The sequence below is a fragment of the Variovorax sp. GW821-FHT09B01 genome (assembly GCF_059418345.1).
In genome coordinates this window covers 15,380-36,104 of record NZ_JBWKPQ010000027.1, presented here as the reverse complement: position 1 = coordinate 36,104, position 20,725 = coordinate 15,380, and the positions used below count along the sequence as shown (strand labels likewise).

Sequence of the window (20,725 nt, the reverse complement as noted above, 5' to 3'; positions counted from 1 at the left end):
GCGTTCTCTTCCTTCGTTCGATGTCCGCGTTCCTTCCTTCTTCCTTTCCCTCCGGTCCTTCCGACTCGTCCTCGCCGTCCGCGATGGACTACCTGGCGCCACGCTGGCTGCCCGGCGGCAATTTGCAGACGATCTGGGGCGCGCTCTATGCGCGCCGCTTCGAGGGTGCGGCACCGGTCTACCGGCGCGAGCGCTGGGCCGCGCCCGACGGCGACTTCGTCGACGTGGACTTCGCCGATGCGCCCGGTTCGCGGGGCGAGGCTGGCGGCCGGCCCTTGCTGGTGCTGTTCCACGGCCTCGAGGGCTCCTCGCGCAGCCACTATGCCGAGGCCTTCGCCGACTTCGCCGCCGCGCGCGGCATGGACTTCGCCGTGCCGCATTTCCGCGGCTGCAGCGGCGAGATGAACCTCGCGCCGCGCGCCTACCACTCGGGCGACTTCGAGGAGATCGGCTGGATCCTGGCGCGCATGCGCGCCAGCCGCAAGGACGGCGCGCCGGTGCTCGCGGCTGGCGTCTCGCTCGGCGGCAATGCGCTGATGCGCTGGGCCGGCGAGGCCGGCGAGAGCGCCTCGCAGGTGGTGGGCGCGGTGGCCTCGGTGTGCTCGCCGCTCGATCTCGCGGCGGGCGGCGATGCCATCGGCCGCGGCTTCAACCGGCTGGTCTACACCCGCATGTTCCTCGCGACCATGAAGCCCAAGGCGCTGGCCAAGCTGGCGCAGTTCCCGGGGCTGTTCGATGGTGCCCGGCTCGCGGCCGCGCGCGACCTGCGGACCTTCGACGACGTCTTCACCGCGCCGCTGCACGGCTTCGTCGACGCGGACGACTACTGGCGGCGCGGCTCGGCCAAGCCGCACCTGGGCGCGATCCGCGTGCCCGCGCTGGCGGTCAACGCGCGCAACGATCCCTTCATTCCCGCGGCCAGCCTGCCGCGGCCCGGCGAGGTCGGCCGCCACGTCACGCTGTGGCAGCCCGCGCACGGCGGCCACGTGGGCTTTCCGATGGGGCGGCCGCCCGGTCACGTGCGCGGCATGCCCGAGCAGGTCGGGCGCTGGCTCTGCCGCCAGGCCGGCGTGCCGGCCGACGCGGTGCGCGCCACGCCGCGAGGACAATGAGGCCATGGACGACATCGTCAGACAGGCCCTGGCCAAGTGGCCCAACGTTCCGCACTGCTACGGCTGGCTCGGCCTCGACGCGCGCGGCAACTGGTACATGCGCGACGACCGCACCCAGGCCCAGGGACCGTTTCCGGCCGCCAAGGGCTCGATGCTGCGGCACGACAAGCTGATTGACTTCATCCACCGCAACTACGAGCACGACGACGAGGGCCAGTGGTTCTTCCAGAACGGGCCGCAGCGCGTCTACGTGGAGCTGGAGGCGGCGCCGCTGGTGTGGCGCATCGCCGAGACGGGCTTCGCGGTGACGGCGCACACGGGGCAGGCCGTCGAAGTCACGGGCTGCCTGCTCGACGAGCATGGGCACCTCTATCTGTCGGCGGGCCTCGGCCTGGGGCTGGTCCACACGCAGGACGTGGGGCTCGCGGCCGATGCGATCGAGCAGGGGTTGTGGACGCCCGAGACGGTGACGGCGGCGGAACTGCCGGCGCGCTTCGGGCATGTGCTGAGCCCGGCCGAACGCCATGCCACGCAGGCCTGAGTTGCTATCTAAAACGTAGCAATCGAACACAAAAAAGCCGGCGCGAAGCCGGCTTTTTGCTGGGTGGACGCGGCGCGCGGGCCGCGGTCCTCTTCCGAATTACTTGCTGGCGCTGGCCGCGGGAGCCGCAGGCGCCGCGCCCGAAGCCGCAGGGGCCGCGGCCGCCGAAGCGCCATCGGCCGGGGCTGCCGCCGCCGGACGCTCGGGCACCGGGAACTTGGCGCCGCCAGCATTGGCCATGTAGACCACGGCACGGCCGATCTCGAGGTCCTCGAAGTCGCCGCCGCCCTGGGCCGGCATCGCGCCCTTGCCCTTGAGCGCATGCTCGAGCAGCGTGGCGTAGCCCTGGCCGATGCGCGGGCCCCAGGCAGCCGCGTCGTTCAGATGCGGTGCGCCGGGAATGCCGGGCGCGCCGTGGCAGGCGACGCACTGGGCCTTGAACACCGCTTCGCCGGCCGCCAGCGGGCGGTTGGCATCGCGGATCTCGATCGCGCCGATCTTCTTCAGGCGCTCGCCGACCTCGCGGTCGCGGGCTTCCTGGGTGACGCCGTAGAGCGCCATGTTGTCGCCCTCGGCGGTACCTGCCGGCTTGTTGCCGGACACCACGTAGGCCACGAGGCCCACAATGATGAAGATGGGTGCGAGGAAGGAGAAAAAGACCGCCAGCAGCAGTTGCTTGGGATTCTTGATCGGACCGGTGTGGGCTTCTTCGGTGGCCTGGTAATGCGGGTCTGCGCTCATGGCGTCCTCAAAATCGGGGGCTCGTCGGGGGGCGTTTTTCGAATCAACCGACGATTATAGAGAGGCCCTTCGCCGCAAGGCGAAGGGCCTGTCGCATGAGCGTGCGCGGATTTGCGCGCAAACAACCGTCGAGGCGGCTTCAGCCCTTGCGGCGGATGACGACGGCGGGCGGCGTTTCGGCCGCGCCGGTCGTGGCCGCGGGTGCCGCGCCACCGCTCGCGCCGCTCGTCGCGGTGCCGGCCGCGGCCGCATCGCGCGAGGCCCAGCCGCCGCCCAGCGTCTTGTACAGCGTGACCTGGTTCTGCAGCAGTTGCAGCTGCGTGGTCACGGCCGACTGCTGCGCCGTGAACAGCGAGCGCTGTGCGTCGAGCAGGTCGAGCGCGCTGGCCACGCCGTTGCGGTAGCGCAGGTCCGAGAGCTTGAAGCGCACCGCCTCGGCATCGGCCTGCGCCCGCTGCGCGCGCGCCTGCTCGCCGAAGGTGGCGCGGCCCGCGAGCGCATCGGCCACTTCGCGGAACGCGGTCTGGATCGACTTCTCGTACTGCGCCACCGCGATCTCGCGCCCCGCCTTGGCCGAGTCGAGGCCCGCGATGTTGCGGCCCGCGTCGAACAGCGGCAGCGTGACCGAGGGCGCGAAGCTCCAGGCCTTGGTGCCGCGGTCGAACAGGTTCGAGAACTCGCTGCTCGCGGTGCCGATCGAGGTGGTCAGCGAGACGCGCGGGAAGAAGTTCGCGCGCGCCGCGCCGATGTTGGCGTTGGCGCCGATCAACTGCTGCTCGGCCGCGCGGATGTCGGGCCGCTCGGCCAGCAGGTCGGAGGGCAGGCCCGCGGGCACGTCGGGGATCGGGCGGATGCCGCCCAGGCCCTTGGCGCCCGCGAAGGCGCTGGCCGGCACCGGTGCACCCAGCAGCAGCGCGAGCGCGTTCTCGTCCTGCTGGCGCGTGCGCAGCTGCTGCGCATAGGCGGCGCGCGCGGTCTCGGCCAGCGAGTTGGCGGCCTGGAAGTCGAGCTCGGACGACACACCGTTGTCGAAGCGCAGCTTGGTCAGCCGCACCGATTCCTCGCGAGTGCTCAAGGTCTGGCGCGTGATCTCGAGCAGCTCGTCGTCGGCCAGCACCGTGAGCCAGCCGTTGGCGACCGCGGCGATCAGGCTGATCTGCGCGGCCTTGCGCGTTTCGTCGGTCGCGAGGTACTGCGCCAGCGCCTGGTCCTTCAGCGCGCGGATGCGGCCGAAGAAGTCGATCTCCCAGGCGGTGATGCCGAGGTTGACCGAGTACTGCGACGTCACGCTGCCCTGGCTGCTGTCGATCGCCTGGTACGGGTTGGGGCTCGAGCGCGAGCCGTTGCCCGACAGGCCCAGCGCGGGGAACAGGTCCGCGCGCTGGATCTGGAACTGCGCGCGCGCCTGCTCGATGTTGAGCACCGAGACGCGCAGGTCGCGGTTGTTGGCCAGCGCGGTCTGGATCAGGCCCGCCAGGCGCGGGTCGGTGAAGAAGTCCTGCCACGGCATGGCGGACGCCGCCGGCCCGGCCGGCTGCGCCGGATCGCCCGGGTAGGTGGTGGGCACCGGCGCCGCGGGGCGCTCGTAGGTGGGGATCAGCGAGCAGCCGGCCAGCAGCAGCGTGGCCGCCAGCGCGGTGGGAATCAGTCTGTTATTGAGATTCATGTTTTTCCTCCGAGATGCCGGCGGCTTGCGCATGCCGCTTGTCGGCCTCGTGCTGGCGCGCGCTGCCCTTGAACAGCGTGCGCACCACCACGAAGAAGACCGGCACGAAGATCACCGCGAGCAGGGTGCCCGTCACCATCCCGCCGAGCACGCCGGTGCCGATGGCGCGCTGGCTCGCCGAGCCGGCACCCGAGGCCGTGAACAGCGGCACCACGCCGAGGCCGAAGGCCAGCGAGGTCATGATGATCGGCCGGAACCGCAGGTGCGCGGCCTCGAGCGCCGACTCGATCACGCCGCGGCCCTGCGCCTGCAGGTCCTTGGCGAACTCGATGATCAGGATCGCGTTCTTCGCCGACAAGCCGATGATCGTGATCAGGCCCACCTGGAAGTACACGTCGTTCGAGTACGAACGCAACAGCGTCGCGAGCAGCACGCCGATCACGCCCAGCGGCACCACCAGGATCACCGACAGCGGGATCGACCAGCTCTCGTACAGCGCGGCCAGGCAGAGGAACACCGCCAGGATCGCGAAGCCGTAGAGGATCATGGCCTGCGAGCCGGCGAGCTTTTCCTCGCGCGACTGGCCGGTCCACTCGAAGCCGAAGCCTTGCGGCAGCTGCGAGGCGAGCTTCTCCATCTCGGCCATCGCGGCACCGGTGCTGTAGCCGGCCGCCGCGTCGCCGCTGATGCGCATCGCGGGATAGCCGTTGTAGCGCACGGTCTGCGTCGCGCCGGTGACCCACTTGGTGGTCGCGAACGCGCCCAGCGGCACCGGCTGGCCCTGTGCGTTGGTCGCATTGAGCTTGAGCATGTCCTCGGGCTGCATCCGCGCCGGGGCGTCGGCCTGCACCACCACGCGCTGCAGGCGGCCGCGGTTCGGGAAGTCGTTGATGTAGCTCGAACCCAGCGCGGTCGACAGCGCGCCATTGATCGCATCGAAGCTCACGCCCAGGGCGTTGGCCTTGTCGCGGTCGATGTCGATCTGCAGCTGCGGTGCGTCTTCCAGGCCATCGGGACGGACCTGCGACAGGATCTTGCTCTGCGAGGCCATGCCCAGCAGCTGGTTGCGCGCGTTGACGAGCGCCTCGTGGCCCGCGCCCGAGCGGTCCTGCAGCCGGAAGCTGAAGCCGCTGGCGTTGCCCAGTTCGGGAATCGGCGGTGGGCTCAGCGGGTAGATGAAGGCGTCGCGGATGCCCGAGAGCGCGCCGAAGGCCCGGCCGGCGAGCGCGCTGGCCGAGTTGCCCGGGTCCTTGCGCTCCTCCCAGTCCTTGAGCGTCACGAACGCGAGGCCCGCGTTCTGGCCCTGGCCCGAGAAGCTGAAGCCCATCACGCTCACGATGCTCTGCACTTCGGGCTGCTTCATGATGAAGCCCTCGACCTGCTGCATCACCGACAGCGCACGTTCCTGCGTCGCGCCCGGCGGCAGCTGCACGTTCACGATGATGTTGCCCTGGTCTTCCTGCGGCAGGAACGAGCTCGGCAGGTGCGTGTAGAAGTACACCACCGCGCCGATGATCGCCGCGTAGATGATCAGGTAGCGCGCGGCGCGGCGCAGGATGCGCGCGACGACGCTTTCATAGCCCTTGGCGGTGCGCGAGAAGCCGCGGTTGAACCAGCCGAAGAAGCCGCGCTTCTCGTGGTGGTGGCCGGCTTCCACCGGCTTGAGCAGCGTGGCGCACAGCGCCGGCGTGAGCGACAGCGCCATGAAGGCCGAGAAGCCGATCGAGGCCACCATCACCGCCGAGAACTGGCGGTAGATGTTGCCGGTCGAACCCGCGAAGAAGGCCAGCGGCACGAACACCGAGATCAGCACCACGGTCACGCCGATGATGGCGCCCGAGATCTGCTGCATCGCCTTGCGCGTGGCTTCCAGCGGCGACAGCCCTTCCTCGCTCATGATGCGTTCGACGTTCTCCACCACCACGATCGCATCGTCCACCACGATGCCGATCACCAGCACCATGCCGAACATGGTCAGCACGTTGATCGAGAAGCCCAAAGCGAGCAGGGTGGCGAAGGTACCGAGCAGCGCGATCGGCACCACGATGGTCGGGATGATCGTGTAGCGCCAGTTCTGCAGGAACAGGAACATCACGAGGAACACCAGCGCGACGGCTTCGAACAGCGTCTTCACCACTTCGGTGATCGAGATCTGCACGAAGCGCGAGCTGTCGTAGGGGATGTCCCATTTCACGCCCTTGGGGAAGTAGCGTTCGAGCTCGACCATCTTCGCGCGCACGGCCTTGGCCGAACGCAGCGCGTTGCCGGTCGGCGTGGGCTGCACGCCGACGCCCACCGCGGGCACGCCGTTCAGGCGCGCCGAGGTGGCATAGCTCTGGCCGCCGAGTTCGACGCGCGCCACGTCCTTCAGCCGCACGGTCGAGCCGTCGGTGTTGGCGCGCAGCACGATCTCGCGGAACTGCTCGACGCTGGTGAGCTGGCCGTTGACCGTCACCGTGGCGGCGATGGCCTGGCCCGGCACGTTCGGCAGGTCGCCGAGCGTGCCCGAGGCCACCTGGGCGTTCTGGGCGCGGATCGCGGTGTTGACGTCGGACGGCGACAGGTTGAAGCCCTGCAGCTTGGCCGGATCGATCCAGATGCGCATCGCATTCTCGGAACCGAACAGCTGCACCTTGCCCACGCCCTCGATGCGCTGCAGCTCGGGCACGATGTTGCGCGCGACGTAGTCGCCGAGCGCCACCGGGTCGACGTCGGGGTTGTCCGACGAGAGCAGCGCGAACAGCAGGAAGTTGTCGCGCGACTTGTCGACCTGCACGCCCTGTTGCGTCACGGCCGAGGGCAGCCGCGGCGTGGCGCGCGAGAGCCGGTTCTGCACGTCGACCTGCGCGAGGTCTTCATTGGTGCCGGGCTCGAAGCTGATGGTGATCGCACCGGTACCGTCGGCTTGCGCCACCGATTCCATGTAGATCAGGCCGGGCGAGCCGTTCATTTCGCGCTCGATGACGGACAGCACGCTGTCCTCGAGCGTCTGGGCCGAGGCACCCGGATAGGCCACGTTGATCACGATGGCGGGCGGCGCCACCGGCGGGTACTGGGCGATCGGCAACTGCGTGATGGACACGCCGCCGAGAACGATGACGAACAGTGCGATCACCCACGCGAAGATGGGTCGATCGATGAAGAATTTGGCCATTGCGGGCGCGCTCCTTGATTACTTCTTCTCGGCCGGAGCCGAGGCTGCCTTCTGGGGGGCGGGTGCCGCGCCAGAGGCTGCCGGCGCGGCGGCGGGCGCCGCACCGTTGGGATTCGGTTTCGTCCACGGGACGGCCTTCACGGGCGTGCCCGGCGGCATCATCTGCAGGCGCTGGAAGCCATCGACCATCACCTGTTCGCCGGCCTTCAGGCCTTCGAGCACCACCCACTGGTTGTCCTTGGCGGCGCTGATCTTCACCGTGCGCTGGCTCAGCTTGCCGTCCGCGCCCACCACCGTCAGGTGGTCACCCTGCTGGGTGCGCGTGACGGCCTGCTGCGGCACCGTGATCGCGTTGCTGACCTGCGCCTGCTCGAGCTTCACGCGCACGTACAGGCCGGGCAGCAGCTCGCCCTTGGGGTTGGGGATCTCGGCGCGCAGCGTGACCTGGCCGGTGGTGGCGTCGACCGTGAGGTCGGAGAACAGCAGCTTGCCGTCCTGGCCGTAGTCGGTGCCGTCCTCGAGCACCAGGCGGATGCTGGCCGCGTCTTCGCCGCTGGCGCGCTTGTACTGGCCCGCGGCGACCGCGCGGCGCAGCTTCAGCACGTCGGAGGCCGACTGGGTGAAATTCACGTACAGCGGGTTGATCTGCTGCACCACGGCCAGCTCGGTGGCATCGCCCTGGCCGACCAGCGCGCCTTCGGTCACCAGCGCGCGGCCGATGCGGCCCGAGATCGGCGAGGTCACGTCGGCGTAGCCCTGGTTGATCTTCGCGGTCTGCAGCGCGGCGCGGCTGGCGGCCACGTCGGCCTCGGCAGTCTTCTGCGAAGCCACCGCGTTGACGTATTCCTGCTTGCTCACGGCATTGGCCTCGACCAGCGGCTTGTAGCGGTCGGCCAAGGCCTTGGCCTGCGCGGCATTGGCTTCGGAGCGGGCCAGTGCGGCCTGCGCGTTCTGCGTGGCGGCCACCAGCGGTGCCGGATCGATGCGGAACAGCAGCTGGCCGGCCTTCACGTCGCTGCCTTCGCGGAACTCGCGCTTGAGCAGGATGCCGGCGGCACGGGCGCGCACCTGGGCCACGCGCGAGGCCTCGAGGCGGCCCGGCAGTTCGGTCACCAGGCCGACATCGCCCGGCGCCGCGACGATCACGCCCACTTCGGGGGCGGGATGGCCGCCGCCACCACCACCGGCAGCACCGGCGCCGGCTGGCGCGTCGCTCTTCGAACAACCCGCGATGACCAGCAACACGACGGCAGCCACGGTCGCGAGGCGCGGCGAAAGAAACGATGGGCGCGAAACATGCAGGAGAGGCATGCGATTCCTTTGAAGCGAAGACGGGAGACGGCGATTCTTGCGGCCGCGCCGGAAAGCCAGCACGGCCAGGTGGGCCATCGGGAAGGGCGACAGTTTACATACATTCATGGATGTATAGTGACATCCACGCAATGGCCCCACGATATGCAAAGGGCGTTGCCTTTACAAATCAGGAGACTTGGTGGCACGTCGTACGAAGGAAGAAGCACTGGCGACGCGGAATCGACTGCTCGATGCCGCGGAGTTGCTGTTTCAGGCGCAAGGGGTCTCCCAGACCACGCTGCAGCAGATCGCGCAGCAGGCCGGGGCGACGCGGGGCGCGATCTATTGGCATTTCAAGGACAAGGCCGATCTCTTCAACGCGATGATGGAGCGGGTCATTCTTCCGCTCGAGGCGCCGCCCAAGGCCGCGGCCCTGAGCCATGACGACCCGCTGGCCGAGATCGAGGAGGGCATGGTGCATGCGCTGACCCTCATGACCACCGACCCGCAGGTGCGCCGCGTGTTCGACGTGGCGACCCACAAGGTCGAATACACCCACGACATGGCCTCGGTGCAGCAGCGCCATCTCGATGCGCGCAACGCCTGCGTGGTCGATTTCGAGAAGGCCCTGCGGCTGGCCGCGCGGCGCGCCCGCATCAAGCTGCCGGTGCCCGGCAGCGTGGCGGCGCAGGGGCTGCATGCGCTGATCAGTGGACTGATCCAGAACTGGCTGCTCGATCCCGCGGCCTTCGACCTCGTGCCCACGGGCCGGCGCACCTTCCGCGTGTACCTCGCGGGCCTTGGTTTCGCGCGGCAGACGGGGGCGAATGGGGCGGCCGTACACGAAGCCGAAACAGCGGCCGCGTGATAGGCGATAATGCGAGGCTCCGGTTTCACCGGAAACCCATTTCTCGCTGTATTTCAACGGATAGAATTCGGCCCTCCGAAGGCTGAGATCCAGGTTCGATTCCTGGCGGCGGGACCAGACACACGGCAAAAAGGCCGGAAGCTCCAAGGGGCTTCCGGCCTTTTTCATGGGGCGGTCATCGGGCGAAGGCGGATCGCCCGCGCTTCAGACCCGGCAATCCGGCGCCAGCCGGTCGAGCGTCTGCACGATGCGCATCGACAGCCGCTGCGAATAGGCGCCCGCCGGATGCAGGATGTCGGCCATCTCGCTGGCCCTGAACTCTTCCGCGCCCCAGTCCGCGAAGCCCGCGCCGGTGTCCTGCGCCACCTTGCGGATGGCCGCGTCGTACTTGTCGCGGCCCGGCACCGCGATGCGCTGGCGCGACAGCCCGGTGACGATCACGACCCGGCCCTCGCGCATCGCGGTGGCGATCATGCTGCGCAGCGGCGCTTCCACCGGCAGCGACAGCGCCGCGTCGTTGATGCCGTGGCCGATGACCACGAACCGCGCCTCGCGCTTCTCGCTCGCGAAGCTCGCCGCGCGCGTGGTGGCCGTCTCGCCATTGGCGGTGCGGTCGTCGATGGTGTAGCGCGGCCGCAGCCGCTTCAGCGCCGCGGCCGGCGGTTCGGCCAGCCGCTGGTTGCCGCCGTAGCCGCCGTGCAGGATCGAGTCGCCATAGAGCACGACGCTGCAATTGGGCGCGGCCGCGGCGGCAGGGGCCGCCGGCGTGGCGGGCGCGGCGGCGACCTGGGGCGGCGCCTCGGGCGCGCGCTGCACGGCCGGCACAACCGGCGCCGCCGGCGCGAGCGCCACGGGCGCGGGCGGCCGGGCCTTGTCGGGGGCGGACACCCCGCAGGCCGCGAGCGCGCAGGCGCCCAGGAGGGAAAGGAGGGCCCGCGACGCGCGCGAGGCCTGGCGCGCACGGGCGTGCACTGCGAAATGGGAAGACATGGGAGGGGGAATCCGGTTCCGAGGTCGCCATCTTGCGAGTGCAATGTGGAGCAACTGTGAAGATCGTACCCCCGACATGGCCTTGCTTGCTTTTGCGGGCCGTCGCGCAGCCAATCGCCGCAGGGCCGCCCGTGCCATCGGCCCGCGCGGCATCATCGGCATCCATCATGAGAATCGGCATCCGGACCAAGCTCTTCTTCTTCCTGCTGGTGGCTTGCGCCGCCGTGGTGGTGGTTCAGGCCGGCGCCATGCGCTTCGTGTTCGCGCGCGGCTTCCTCGGCTACCTCAACCAGCAGGGCCGCGCGCACGTCGAGGAGATGCTGCCGCGCGTGGCCGCGGCCTACGCGGCGCATGGCGACTGGCAGTTCCTGCGGCAGGACTTCCGCAACTGGATGGAGCTGGTGCTGCCGATCGCGCGCGAGCCCGGTGTGGATCCGGCGCCGCAGCTCGCCTCGTCCGACCAGACCGGCGCCCTTGCGCGCATCGGCCTGCTCGACGCGCAACTGCGCCGCGTGGTCGGCAATCCCTCGGTCGGGCCGGACTCGATCCGGCTGCCGGTGACGGTCGACGGGCGCATCGTCGGCTGGGTGGCGATGGTGCCCTTCGAGGACGTGCTGCCCAAGGACGACGCGCGCTTCCTCGAGCGGCAGTTCAAGGCCCTGACGCTGATCGGCCTGGGCTCGATCGCGGTGGCGGCGCTGCTGACCTTCGTGCTGTCGCGTGCGCTGCTGCGGCGGGTGCGCGGCATGGCCGGCGCCACGCAGCGGCTGGCGGCCGGCGACTACGCCTCGCGCATCGAGGTCGGCTCGAACGACGAGCTCGGCCATCTCGCGAAGGACTTCAACCGCATGGCGCAGACGCTGGAGCACACCGAACGTGCGCGCCGCACCTTCATGGCCGACATCTCGCACGAGCTGCGCGCGCCGCTGGCGGTGCTGCGCGCCGAGCTCGAGGCGATCCAGGACGGCATCCGTTCGACCACCGCGCAGTCGGTCGATGCGATGCATGCCGAGGTCGGCCGGCTGGGCAAGCTGGTCGACGACCTGCACGACCTCTCGCTGACCGACATCGGCGCGATGACCTACCGGCGCACGCCGATCGACGTTGCCACCGTGCTGCGCGCGGCGGTCGGCAGCATGCAGGGCCGGCTCGAGGCGGAGGGCCTCGAGCTGCGGGTACGGATCGCGCAGGCACCGCTGTCCATCAGCGGCGACGAGCGGCGGTTGCAGCAGCTGGCGGCAAACCTGCTCGAGAACTCACTGCGCTACACCGACCGCGGCGGCGTGGTGCAGGTGCGCGCCGATCGTCACGAGGGCGGCGTGCGCATCGTGGTGGAAGACAGCGCGCCCGGCGTGCCGAGCGACAAGCTCGAGAAGCTGTTCGAGCGCTTCTACCGCGTCGAGGGCTCGCGCAACCGCGCCAGCGGCGGCAGCGGGCTGGGCCTGGCGATCTGCCGCAACATCGTCGAGGCGCACGAGGGCCGCATCGAGGCCCAGGCCTCGCCGTTCGGCGGGCTGCGCATCGTCATCGACCTGCCGGGGATCGACGGATGAGCGCCGCGCCGGGCCGCCCCAAGCAAGCTCGCACCGCAGTGCGAAGCACGAAGGTCTTTCAATGAGCTCGGGCCTTCCGACCCTGGGCCATGTGCTCGTCGTCGAGGACGAGCCGCGGCTGGCGGCCGTGCTCGGCGACTATCTCGCGGCGGCCGGCTACACGCACCACTGGGTCGCCGACGGCAACGCCGCGCTGCCGGCCTTCCACGCGCAGCGGCCCGACCTGGTGCTGCTCGACCTGATGCTGCCCGGCCGCGACGGCGTGGAGATCTGCCGCGACCTGCGGCGCCTCGGCGCGGTGCCGGTGATCATGGTCACCGCGCGTGTCGAGGAGGTCGATCGCCTGCTGGGGCTGGAGATCGGCGCCGACGACTACGTGTGCAAGCCCTTCAGCCCGCGCGAGGTGGTGGCGCGCGTGGGCGCGGTGCTGCGGCGGCATCGGGCCGCGAGCGCCAGGCCCGCGGCCACGCCGGCGCAGGCCCCGCTGCTGGTGGTCGAGGCCACGGGCCGTGCCAGCGTGCGCGGCCGCGAGCTCGACCTCACGCCGGTCGAGTTCCGCCTGCTGGCCGTGCTGCATGGCGCGCTGGGCCGCGCCTTCTCGCGCGACCAGTTGCTGGGCCGCATCTACGACGACCGGCGCGTCGTGACCGACCGCACCATCGACAGCCACATCAAGAACCTGCGCCGCAAGCTCGCCGAGGCCGGTGGCTCGGAAGACTGGATCAAGTCGATCTACAGCGTGGGCTATCGCATGGAGCTCTAGGGCCCGGCGTCGGCGAAGTGCGAGGGCGGGCGGCCCAGCGCGCGGCGGAACATGGTCGAGAACGCGGCGGGGCTGTCGTAGCCCAGGTCCAGCGCCACCGTCGTCACGGGCTCGCCGGCCGCCAATCGCGACAGCGCCAGCAGCACGCAGGCGCGCTGGCGCCACTGGCCGAAAGCCATGCCGGTCTCGCGGCCGAAGCGGCGGCTGAAGGTGCGTTCGCTCACATGCAGCCGCGCGGCCCATTGCGCCGGCGTGGCGTGGATGTCGGGCGCGCGCAGGAAGTCCAGGCACAACGCGGCCAGCGCCGGCTCGCGCGGCAGCGGCAGGTGCAGCGGCAGCGCATCGGCGCGCGCCAGCTCGTGCAGCGCGAGGCGCATCAGCAGGCCGTCGCGGCCCTGGCGCTCGTACTCGGCGGGTACCTCGACGGCCGCCATCAGCAACTGGCGCAGCAGCGGCGACACCTCGAGCACCTCGCACTGGCGGCCATGGCGCGGCGCCTCGCGCGGCTCGATGTAGAGGCTGCGCGTGCTCACGCCCAGCATGCGCACGCGGTGCGGCTGGCCCGCCGGTATCCACACGCCGCGCTGCGGCGGCACCACCCAGGCGCCGTCGTCGGTGCCGACCTCCATCACGCCGGTCGCGCCGTAGAGGAACTGCGCGCGCCGATGGCTGTGCGTGGGCAGCAGCTGGCCCGGCGGGTAATCGGTGCCGATCGCGAGCACCGGGCGGGCGATGGCGTCGACGGCATCGATCGGGACATTGCGCATGAGGCGAAGAAGTGGCTTGGCCGGAACGAAAACATCATTGTCCGGCTTGCGCGGGCGCGCCGCACGGCAGCGGCCTATCTTCGGGGCCTGTCTTCGTTCTCCTGGAGTGCCTCTCGTGTGGATCTATCTTCTGCTCGCGGTCTTCGGTGGCCTCGCGGGCGTCACCACCGTGCTGTTCGGTTTCGGCGGTGGCTTCGTCGTGGTGCCGCTGCTCTACCGCGTGCTGCTGCTCGCGCATGGCGAGTACAGCGCCACCGGCCGCGCGGCCATGCACATCGCGGTGGCGACCTCGACCTGCGTGATGATCGTGAGCGCGCTGCTCGCCACGCGGCGCCACCAGCGCGCCGGCACCATCGACTGGCCGCTGATCCGGCCGTTGCTCGGCTTCATCGGCCTCGGCGCCATCGTCGGTGCCGCGGCCGCGGTGCAGGCCGATGGCGGGTTCGTGCGGCTGGCCTTCATCGTCTATCTGGGCGTCACCATCCTCGACTGCCTGCTGCGCCCGGGCTTCATCGTGCGCCGTGCCACGGCAACGGCGGCCATCGCGCCGCTCTCGCGCGGCATCGCCACCGCGGGCAGTTTCGTCATCGGCCTGATCGCGGCCTTCCTCGGCGTGGGCGGCAGCGTGATGACCGTGCCGCTGATGCGCCGCCGCGGCATCGACATGACGCGCGCCACCGCCATGGCCAACCCGCTGTCGTTGCCCATCGCGCTGGCCGGCACCGCCACCTACATGGCGCTGGCCTGGCGCTCGGGCGCGGCGCTCGAGGGCAGGCACCTCGGTTACGTGGACCTGCCGGCCTTCGCCGCGCTGGTCGCCGGCTCGCTGCTGGGCGTGCGCGCCGCCGCGCCGCTGATCGGCCGCCTGCCCGACCGCGTGCATGCCTGGGGCTACCTCGCGCTGCTGGTGGCGGTGCTGCTGGGCATGCTGCTGCGCTGAGCCGGTTCGCGAAACGCGCGCCTGCTTGTCATCGAAGTTCGACAGTTGGGCGCCGGCGGTTGCGGCGCCGCGCCGGGCCTGCCACCATGGCCGCATGCCTTACCAACTCCATTACTGGCCCACCATCCAGGGCCGCGGCGAATTCGTGCGGCTCGCGCTCGAGGCCGCCGGTGCCGACTACGTCGACGTGGCGCGCGAGCGCGAGGACCAGGGCGGCGGCGAAAGCGCCCTTGGCCGCCGGCTTGCCGATCCCCTGCAGACGCGGCCACCATTCGCACCGCCTTTTCTCGTCGACGGCGACATCGTCGTCGGCCAGACCGCCGCGATCCTGCTCTACCTGGGGCCGCGCCTGGGCCTGGCCGGCGTCGGCGAATCGGACGGCCTGTGGACGCATCAGCTGCAGCTCACCATCGCCGACGCGGTGGCCGAGGCGCACGACACGCACCATCCGCTCTCGACCGGCGACTACTACGAGGACCAGCGCGACGCCGCGCTGGCGCGTGCGAAGGGCTTCCGCGAGCAGCGCATCCCGAAGTTCCTGAACTGGTTCGAGCGCGTGCTGCAGCGCAATCCCTCGGGCGACCTGCACCTGGTGGGCGATGTGCTGACCTATGCCGACCTGTCGCTGTTCCAGCTGGTCGACGGACTTCAGTACGCCTTTCCCAAGGCCACCGCGCACGCGCTCGCGAAGACGCCGGCGGTGGCGAAGCTGCATGCCAACGTCCGGCGCCGCCAGAGCGTGCAGGCGTACCTGCAGAGCCCGCGCCGCATCGCCTTCAACGAGGAAGGCATCTTCCGGCGCTATCCCGAGCTGGACGCCTGAATCAACGCACCAGCGCCGCCGCATCGCGCCATGCGGGCAGTGGCACCAGGCCGGCCATGGCCACGGGCCTGGCCTGCGGGCCGAACAGGTAGCGGTTCGGCACGATGCCCTCGAGGTGGCGCAGCACGTCGCTGCGGTCGTCGATGAAATGCGTGATGCCCAGTTCGCGGCAGTGGTCGGCCTTCTGCGGACGCTGCAGGCAGAAACGCAGGTTGCCGGGCGCCATGCCCGTGCGTTCGAAGAAGCGGTGGTGCGCGAGCCAGGCGCGGCTCTTGGCCTGCACGCTCGGCCCGCATTTCGACACCAGCCAGACGCGTCCCTCGAAGCGATCGACCAGCGGCGCGACGGCCTCGAACATGCCTTCGTAGGGCGGCGTGTCGAGCGCGTCCCGCAGCGAGCCGCCGATGAAGGCGGTGTCGCCGCCGTCGGCCCGTTCGGCCGCGATCAGCACGCGGCCGATGTCGATGCCCAGGCGCGGGAGATGTTGCGATGCGTTCTTCATGTCGTATTCCTTTCTTTTGTGTGTGCGGTGGATCGTAGGAACGAAGGCCATCACCAGGAACTACCGATATCCGATGGGCTATCCATAGAATGGATAGATGGACATCCCCCGCACCAACCTCGACGCGCTGCAATCCTTCGCCGTGTTCGCCGACACGCTGAACTTCAGCGAATCGGCGCGCCTGCTGCACATCAGCCAGCCGGCGCTGCATGCGAAGGTGCGCAAGCTCGCGGAGCAGCTCGACGCCAAGCTCTACCTGCGCGTGGGCAGCGCGCTGCAGCTCACGAGCGCGGGCGAACAGGTGGCGCGCCATGCGCGCGAGCTGCTGCTGCTCAACCAGCGCTTCGTGAAGGGGCTCGCGCAGGGGCAGGAGCAGGCGGTGGTGAGCCTCGCGGCCGGCGAGGGTGCCTACCTCTACCTGCTGGGCAAGGCGCTGTCGCAGTTCTCGGGGCCGGGCGCCTCGCCGCACCTGCAATTGCTCACGCGCAACCGCGACGCCTCGGTGCAGGCGGTGCGTGCGGGCCAGGCGCAACTGGGCATCGCGCCGCTGGGCGGCGTGCCGGCCGACCTGCATGCGGTGCGGCTCACGGTCGTCGGCCAGGTGCTGGTGCTGCCGCGCGCGCATACGCTGGCCTCGCGCCGTTCGGTGCGCCTGCGCGACCTGCAGGGCGCGAGCCTGATCGTGCCGCCCGCGGGCCGGCCGCACCGCGAACTGCTCGGCCGGCTGTTGCAGGCCGAGTCGGTGGCGTGGCAGCCCTCGCTCGAGGCCGATGGCTGGGAGCTGATGCTGCGCTTCGCTCAACTGGGCTTCGGGCTGACGGTGGTGAATGCCTGCTGCCGCATTCCCAAGGGCCTGGTGGCGGTGCCGCTGCAGGGCTATCCGCCGCTCGAGTACCACCTGTTCCGCGCGGCCGATCGTCCGCCGTCCGTGCATGCGCAGCGCCTGTGGAATGCGCTGCTCGCGCAGGCCGATCACTGGAAGAGCGCATGACGCCCGAGGACGCGAGCCGGTTCATCGCCTACGTGCTGCGGCATGCGCCCGAATCGATCGGCCTCGCGCTCGATGCCGAGGGCTGGGCCGAGATCGATGCGCTCGTGGCGGGCGCGGTGGCCGCGGGCCGCGCGCTCACGCATGCGCAGGTCGTGCAGGCGGTCGATGCCGGCGCGAAGAAGCGCTACGCGCTGTCGGCCGATGGCCGGTGCATCCGCGCGCTGCAGGGCCATTCGACGTCGCAGGTCCGCCGCAGCTTCGAACCGGCGGTGCCACCGGCCGTGCTCTTCCACGGCACGGCCACGCGCTTCCTCGCATCGATCCGGGCCGAAGGCCTGCGGCCCGGCTCGCGGCAGCATGTGCACCTGTCGGCCGACGAGGCGACCGCCGTGCAGGTGGGGCAGCGCCATGGCAAGGCGCATGTGCTGCGGGTCGATGCGGGCGGAATGCAGGCGCTGGGCCATGCCTTCCATCGCGCGGAGAACGGGGTCTGGCTGACGGAGGCCGTGCCGCCGCGGTTCCTGTCGGGCTGGCCTTCGTCCGTCTGAGCTAGGCGCCCGAGCGCTGGGTGGTCGAGCGCGAACGCGAGCGCTTGCGGGTGGTTCGGGGTTCGGCGGCGGGCTGCGCCGCGGCGCTGCGCAGGTCCTGGTTGCGCTGGTGCGCGCCCGCGATCACGCGGCGCAGGCCGCGCTCCATCGACTCGAGCTCCGAAGCCGTCATGTGTTCGTTGAACATCTCGTGGATGAGCTTCTGGTAGGGCGGCCACATCTTGCGGCGCAGCGCGCGGCCCTGCTCGGTCAGCACCGCGACGCGGCCGCGCCCGTCGGTCTCGTCGACCTCGCGCACCACCAGGCCCTCGGCCTCGAGCGTGGTGACGATGCGCGAGATGAAGCTGCGGCTGTAGACCGCGCGCTCCGCGAGTTCGTGCATGCGCATGCGGCCGTTCGGCGAGGCGTCGAGCAGCCACAGCACGTCGTACCAGGTCAGCGGCGGCAGGCCTTCCTTGCGGAAGCTGTCCTCCATGAAGTCGAGCACCAGCACATAGGCGCTGATGAAGGAGGCCCAGGTGGAGGTGCCGCGCACGGCGGTGAAACGGGGCGTTGCCATACGGGTGGGGAGCGCTTTCGGGAGTGAGCCTCGATTCTCTCTCCGCCGCGGTCAGCCACCCGGGCGCGCACCGCTAAGGGAGTGCCGCGTACCTGGCCTCGGGGTCGATGCCGTAGAGCGACAGGGCCCGTGCCGGCAGCTCCGCGTCGACCACGCCGTCGTCGGCCAGCGCCTTGAGCGCCGCGAGCGCGACGTGATGGCGGTCGACCTCGAAGAAGGCGCGCAGCGCTTCGCGCGTGTCGGAGCGGCCGAAGCCGTCGGTGCCCAGGGTCACGAAGCGGCGCTCCCCGACGAAGGGGCGGATCTGGTCGGGCACGATCTTCATGTAGTCGGTGGCGGCGATCGCCGGTCCGTCCTGGCCGGCCAGGCAGTGCGCGACATACGAAGCGCGTGGCGCCTGCGCCGGATGCAGGCGGTTCCAGCGCTCGGCTTCGAGGCCGTCGCGGCGCAACTCCGAGAAGCTGGTCACGCTCCAGATGTCGGCGCTCACGCCGAAGTCGCGCTGCAGCAGCGCGGCGGCCGCGATCACCTCGGAGAGGATCGCGCCGCTGCCCATCAGCTGCACATGCGGCGCGCCGGCGGCACGTGCGCCCCGCTTCAGGCAGTACATGCCTTTCACGATGCCTTCCTCGGCACCTTCGGGCATCGCCGGGTGCGCGGTCTTCTCGTTGAGCAGCGTGAGGTAATAGAAGACGTCCTCCTGCGGCTCGCCGTACATCCTGCGCAGCCCGTCCTGCACGATGACCGCGATCTCGTACGCGTAGGCGGGGTCGTAGGACACGCACGACGGGATCACCGAGGACAGCACGTGGCTGTGGCCGTCGTCGTGCTGCAGGCCCTCGCCCTCGAGCGTGGTGCGGCCCGAGGTCGCGCCCAGCAGGAAGCCGCGCGCGCGGATGTCGCCGGCGGCCCAGGCCAGGTCGCCCACGCGCTGGAAGCCGAACATCGAATAGAAGATGTAGAACGGGATGGTGGCGACGCCGTGCGTGCTGTGCGCGGTCGCCGCCGCGATCCAGGACGACATCGCGCCCGACTCGTTGATGCCTTCCTGCAGGATCTGCCCCTGGCGGTCCTCCTTGTAGAAGCTCAGCTGGTCCGCGTCCTGCGGCGTGTAGAGCTGGCCCACGTGCGAGTAGATGCCGACCTGGCGGAACATGCCGTCCATGCCGAAGGTGCGCGACTCGTCGGGCACGATCGGCACCACGCGCGGACCCAGCACCGGGTCCTTGAGCAGTTGCGCGAGGATGCGCACGAAGGCCATGGTGGTGGCGTACTCGCGCTCGCCGCTGCTTTGCAGATGGCTCGCGAAGGCCGCGAGCGCGGGCGTTGCCAGCGGGCCCGGTCCGCGCGAGCGTGAGGGCAGGAGCCCGCCGGCGCGCTTCAGGCCGGCCTCGAGGCAGGCGGCCTCGGGGCTGCCGGGCGCGGGCTTGATGTATGGAATTTCCTCGAGCCGTTCGTCGGGCACCGGGATCGCGAAGCGGTCGCGGAAGGCGCGCACGGCCGGGTCGCCCATCTTCTTCAACTGGTGGTTGATGTTGGCCGCTTCGCCGGCCGCGCCCATGCCGTAGCCCTTCACCGTCTTGGCGAGGATCACGGTCGGCTGGCCTTGATGGCGCACGGCGGCGGCATAGGCCGCGTGCACCTTCAGTGGATCGTGGCCGCCGCGGGCGAGGGCGCCGATCTGCGCGTCGCTCAGGTGCGCGACCCGCTGGAGCAGCTCGGGGTCCTTGCCGAAGAAGTGTTCGCGCACGTAGTCGCCGCCGTGCGCCTTGAAGGCCTGGTATTCGCCGTCGACGCATTCCATCATGCGCCGGTGCAGCCGGCCGTCGTGGTCCTGCGCCAGCAGCTCGTCCCAGCCGCTGCCCCAGACGACCTTGATCACGTTCCAGCCCGCGCCGCGGTAGACGCTCTCGAGCTCCTGGATGATCTTGGCGTTGCCGCGCACCGGGCCGTCGAGGCGCTGCAGGTTGCAGTTCACCACGAAGATCAGGTTGTCGAGCTTCTCGCGGCCCGCCATCGCGACCGCGGCCAGGGTCTCGGGCTGGTCCTGCTCGCCGTCGCCGAGGAAGGCCCAGACCTTGCGGCCCTGCGCCGGGATCAGTCCGCGGTCCTCGAGGTAGCGCATGTAGCGCCCCTGGTAGGCCGCCATCAGCGGACCCAGGCCCATCGAGACGGTCGGGAACTGCCAGAAGTCCGGCATCGTGCGCGGATGCGGATAGGAGGCGAGGCCGCCGCCGATCTCGCGCCGGAAGCGGTCCATCTGCTGCTCCGACAGGCGCCCCTCGAGGTAGGCGCGCGCATAGATGCCGGGCGACGAATGGCCCTGGATGTAGAGCATGTCGCCGAGGAACTCGGGCGTGGCGGCGCGGAAGAAGTGCCGGTAGCCGGTCTCGTAGAGCGTGGTGGCCGAGGCATAGGTCGCGATGTGGCCGCCGACGCCCGAGTGCTTGCCCGCGCGCAGCACCAGCGCCATCGCGTTCCAGCGCAGGTAGGCATCGAGCCGCAGCTCGATGTTCACGTCGCCCGGAAAGGCCGGCTGGTCGGCGACGCGCACGGTGTTCACGTAGGGCGTGGTGCGCGGCGCGGCATAGCGGCCCGCGGCCGCGTGATCCTGCTCGATCAGCTGGTCCAGCAGGTAATGGGCCCGGTCGCGGCCTTCGTGGATCACCACGGCGCGCATGGCGTCGAGCCATTCGCGTGTCTCTTGCGGATCGATGTCGTCCGCGCTCGCCAAGTCGTTCATTCGTTGCTCCTTCGTTGTGCGGTTCGTTGTTCGAACGTTGTTCGCATCTCACTGAATTTCATTATGTGGATATGAATCGTGCAATGCGCAACGGAAATGTATCCCCAGTTGATTGCAAATGCAATCAGTTGTGCTGTAACCTGCCTGGCGTGGATCGAGGCGATGTGGTGG

18 protein-coding genes and 1 tRNA gene are annotated in these 20,725 nt (G+C 70.2%); 10 read left to right on the top strand and 9 right to left on the bottom strand.

Annotated elements, in window-relative coordinates; translation table 11 throughout:
* Positions 1-20 precede the first annotated feature (20 nt).
* Entirely contained in the window at positions 21-1,112 is a 1,092-nt protein-coding gene (locus AC07RV_RS39495; RefSeq protein ID WP_444814219.1) for a YheT family hydrolase, read from the top strand.
* Between the two features lie 4 nt (positions 1,113-1,116).
* Positions 1,117-1,653: a DUF2946 family protein gene (locus AC07RV_RS39490; RefSeq protein ID WP_093350389.1), complete on the top strand. Its 537-nt coding sequence runs from the start codon at positions 1,117-1,119 to the stop codon at positions 1,651-1,653.
* A gap of 99 nt (positions 1,654-1,752) precedes the next feature.
* Here the strand turns inward: AC07RV_RS39490 and AC07RV_RS39485 are convergent, their stop codons facing one another.
* The 4 genes from AC07RV_RS39485 to AC07RV_RS39470 form a co-directional block, all read right to left on the bottom strand.
* On the bottom strand, positions 1,753-2,394 hold the full coding sequence (locus AC07RV_RS39485; RefSeq protein ID WP_093350392.1) for a c-type cytochrome: 642 nt from the start codon (positions 2,392-2,394) through the stop codon (positions 1,753-1,755).
* A gap of 139 nt (positions 2,395-2,533) precedes the next feature.
* Positions 2,534-4,060, bottom strand: a complete 1,527-nt coding sequence (locus AC07RV_RS39480; protein WP_093350395.1) for an efflux transporter outer membrane subunit — start codon at positions 4,058-4,060, stop codon at positions 2,534-2,536.
* A complete protein-coding gene (locus AC07RV_RS39475; RefSeq protein ID WP_093350397.1) occupies positions 4,047-7,214 on the bottom strand; it encodes an efflux RND transporter permease subunit in 3,168 nt (1,055 codons plus the stop codon). The genes AC07RV_RS39480 and AC07RV_RS39475 overlap by 14 nt, the downstream gene beginning before the upstream one ends.
* A gap of 18 nt (positions 7,215-7,232) precedes the next feature.
* Entirely contained in the window at positions 7,233-8,525 is a 1,293-nt protein-coding gene (locus AC07RV_RS39470) for an efflux RND transporter periplasmic adaptor subunit (RefSeq protein ID WP_093350400.1), read from the bottom strand.
* Between the two features lie 178 nt (positions 8,526-8,703).
* Between AC07RV_RS39470 and AC07RV_RS39465 the strand changes: the two genes are divergently transcribed.
* The gene (locus AC07RV_RS39465) at positions 8,704-9,375 is read left to right on the top strand and encodes a TetR family transcriptional regulator (protein ID WP_093350403.1); all 672 of its coding nucleotides are present in this window, start codon (positions 8,704-8,706) and stop codon (positions 9,373-9,375) included.
* A gap of 42 nt (positions 9,376-9,417) precedes the next feature.
* Positions 9,418-9,492 (top strand) — tRNA-Arg (locus tag AC07RV_RS39460).
* Between the two features lie 87 nt (positions 9,493-9,579).
* On the opposite strand, the gene AC07RV_RS39455 is transcribed toward AC07RV_RS39460, so the two are convergent.
* Positions 9,580-10,365, bottom strand: coding sequence for an SGNH/GDSL hydrolase family protein (locus tag AC07RV_RS39455; protein WP_492716055.1), 786 nt, complete (start codon positions 10,363-10,365; stop codon positions 9,580-9,582).
* A gap of 167 nt (positions 10,366-10,532) precedes the next feature.
* Here AC07RV_RS39455 and baeS point away from each other — a divergent pair, with 167 nt between their 5' ends.
* Positions 10,533-11,918 (top strand): sensor histidine kinase efflux regulator BaeS, encoded by a 1,386-nt coding sequence (gene baeS / locus AC07RV_RS39450; RefSeq protein WP_296781473.1) that lies wholly within the window; start codon positions 10,533-10,535, stop codon positions 11,916-11,918.
* A gap of 61 nt (positions 11,919-11,979) precedes the next feature.
* Entirely contained in the window at positions 11,980-12,681 is a 702-nt protein-coding gene (locus AC07RV_RS39445; protein WP_296781474.1) for a response regulator, read from the top strand.
* On the opposite strand, the gene AC07RV_RS39440 is transcribed toward AC07RV_RS39445, so the two are convergent.
* Positions 12,678-13,448, bottom strand: a complete 771-nt coding sequence (locus AC07RV_RS39440) for an AraC family transcriptional regulator (protein WP_296781475.1) — start codon at positions 13,446-13,448, stop codon at positions 12,678-12,680. The two genes, AC07RV_RS39445 and AC07RV_RS39440, sit on opposite strands and share 4 nt — an antisense overlap.
* Positions 13,449-13,563: 115 nt before the next feature.
* Between AC07RV_RS39440 and AC07RV_RS39435 the strand changes: the two genes are divergently transcribed.
* Both AC07RV_RS39435 and AC07RV_RS39430 read left to right on the top strand, forming a co-directional pair.
* A complete protein-coding gene (locus AC07RV_RS39435; RefSeq protein WP_296781476.1) occupies positions 13,564-14,388 on the top strand; it encodes a sulfite exporter TauE/SafE family protein in 825 nt (274 codons plus the stop codon).
* A gap of 94 nt (positions 14,389-14,482) precedes the next feature.
* The gene (locus AC07RV_RS39430; RefSeq protein ID WP_296781477.1) at positions 14,483-15,211 is read left to right on the top strand and encodes a glutathione S-transferase; all 729 of its coding nucleotides are present in this window, start codon (positions 14,483-14,485) and stop codon (positions 15,209-15,211) included.
* Position 15,212: 1 nt separating this feature from the next.
* On the opposite strand, the gene AC07RV_RS39425 is transcribed toward AC07RV_RS39430, so the two are convergent.
* On the bottom strand, positions 15,213-15,713 hold the full coding sequence (locus AC07RV_RS39425) for a hypothetical protein (protein WP_296781478.1): 501 nt from the start codon (positions 15,711-15,713) through the stop codon (positions 15,213-15,215).
* Positions 15,714-15,810: 97 nt separating this feature from the next.
* Between AC07RV_RS39425 and AC07RV_RS39420 the strand changes: the two genes are divergently transcribed.
* Together AC07RV_RS39420 and AC07RV_RS39415 are read left to right on the top strand one after the other, a co-directional pair.
* Positions 15,811-16,704: a LysR family transcriptional regulator gene (locus AC07RV_RS39420; protein ID WP_296781479.1), complete on the top strand. Its 894-nt coding sequence runs from the start codon at positions 15,811-15,813 to the stop codon at positions 16,702-16,704.
* Entirely contained in the window at positions 16,701-17,252 is a 552-nt protein-coding gene (locus tag AC07RV_RS39415; protein WP_296781480.1) for an RNA 2'-phosphotransferase, read from the top strand. The genes AC07RV_RS39420 and AC07RV_RS39415 overlap by 4 nt, the downstream gene beginning before the upstream one ends.
* Position 17,253: 1 nt before the next feature.
* Here AC07RV_RS39415 and AC07RV_RS39410 read toward each other — a convergent pair whose 3' ends face one another.
* Both AC07RV_RS39410 and aceE read right to left on the bottom strand, forming a co-directional pair.
* Positions 17,254-17,811 (bottom strand): MarR family winged helix-turn-helix transcriptional regulator, encoded by a 558-nt coding sequence (locus AC07RV_RS39410; RefSeq protein ID WP_296781481.1) that lies wholly within the window; start codon positions 17,809-17,811, stop codon positions 17,254-17,256.
* A gap of 73 nt (positions 17,812-17,884) precedes the next feature.
* A complete protein-coding gene (gene aceE / locus AC07RV_RS39405) occupies positions 17,885-20,554 on the bottom strand; it encodes a pyruvate dehydrogenase (acetyl-transferring), homodimeric type (protein WP_296781482.1) in 2,670 nt (889 codons plus the stop codon).
* Positions 20,555-20,725 lie beyond the last annotated feature (171 nt).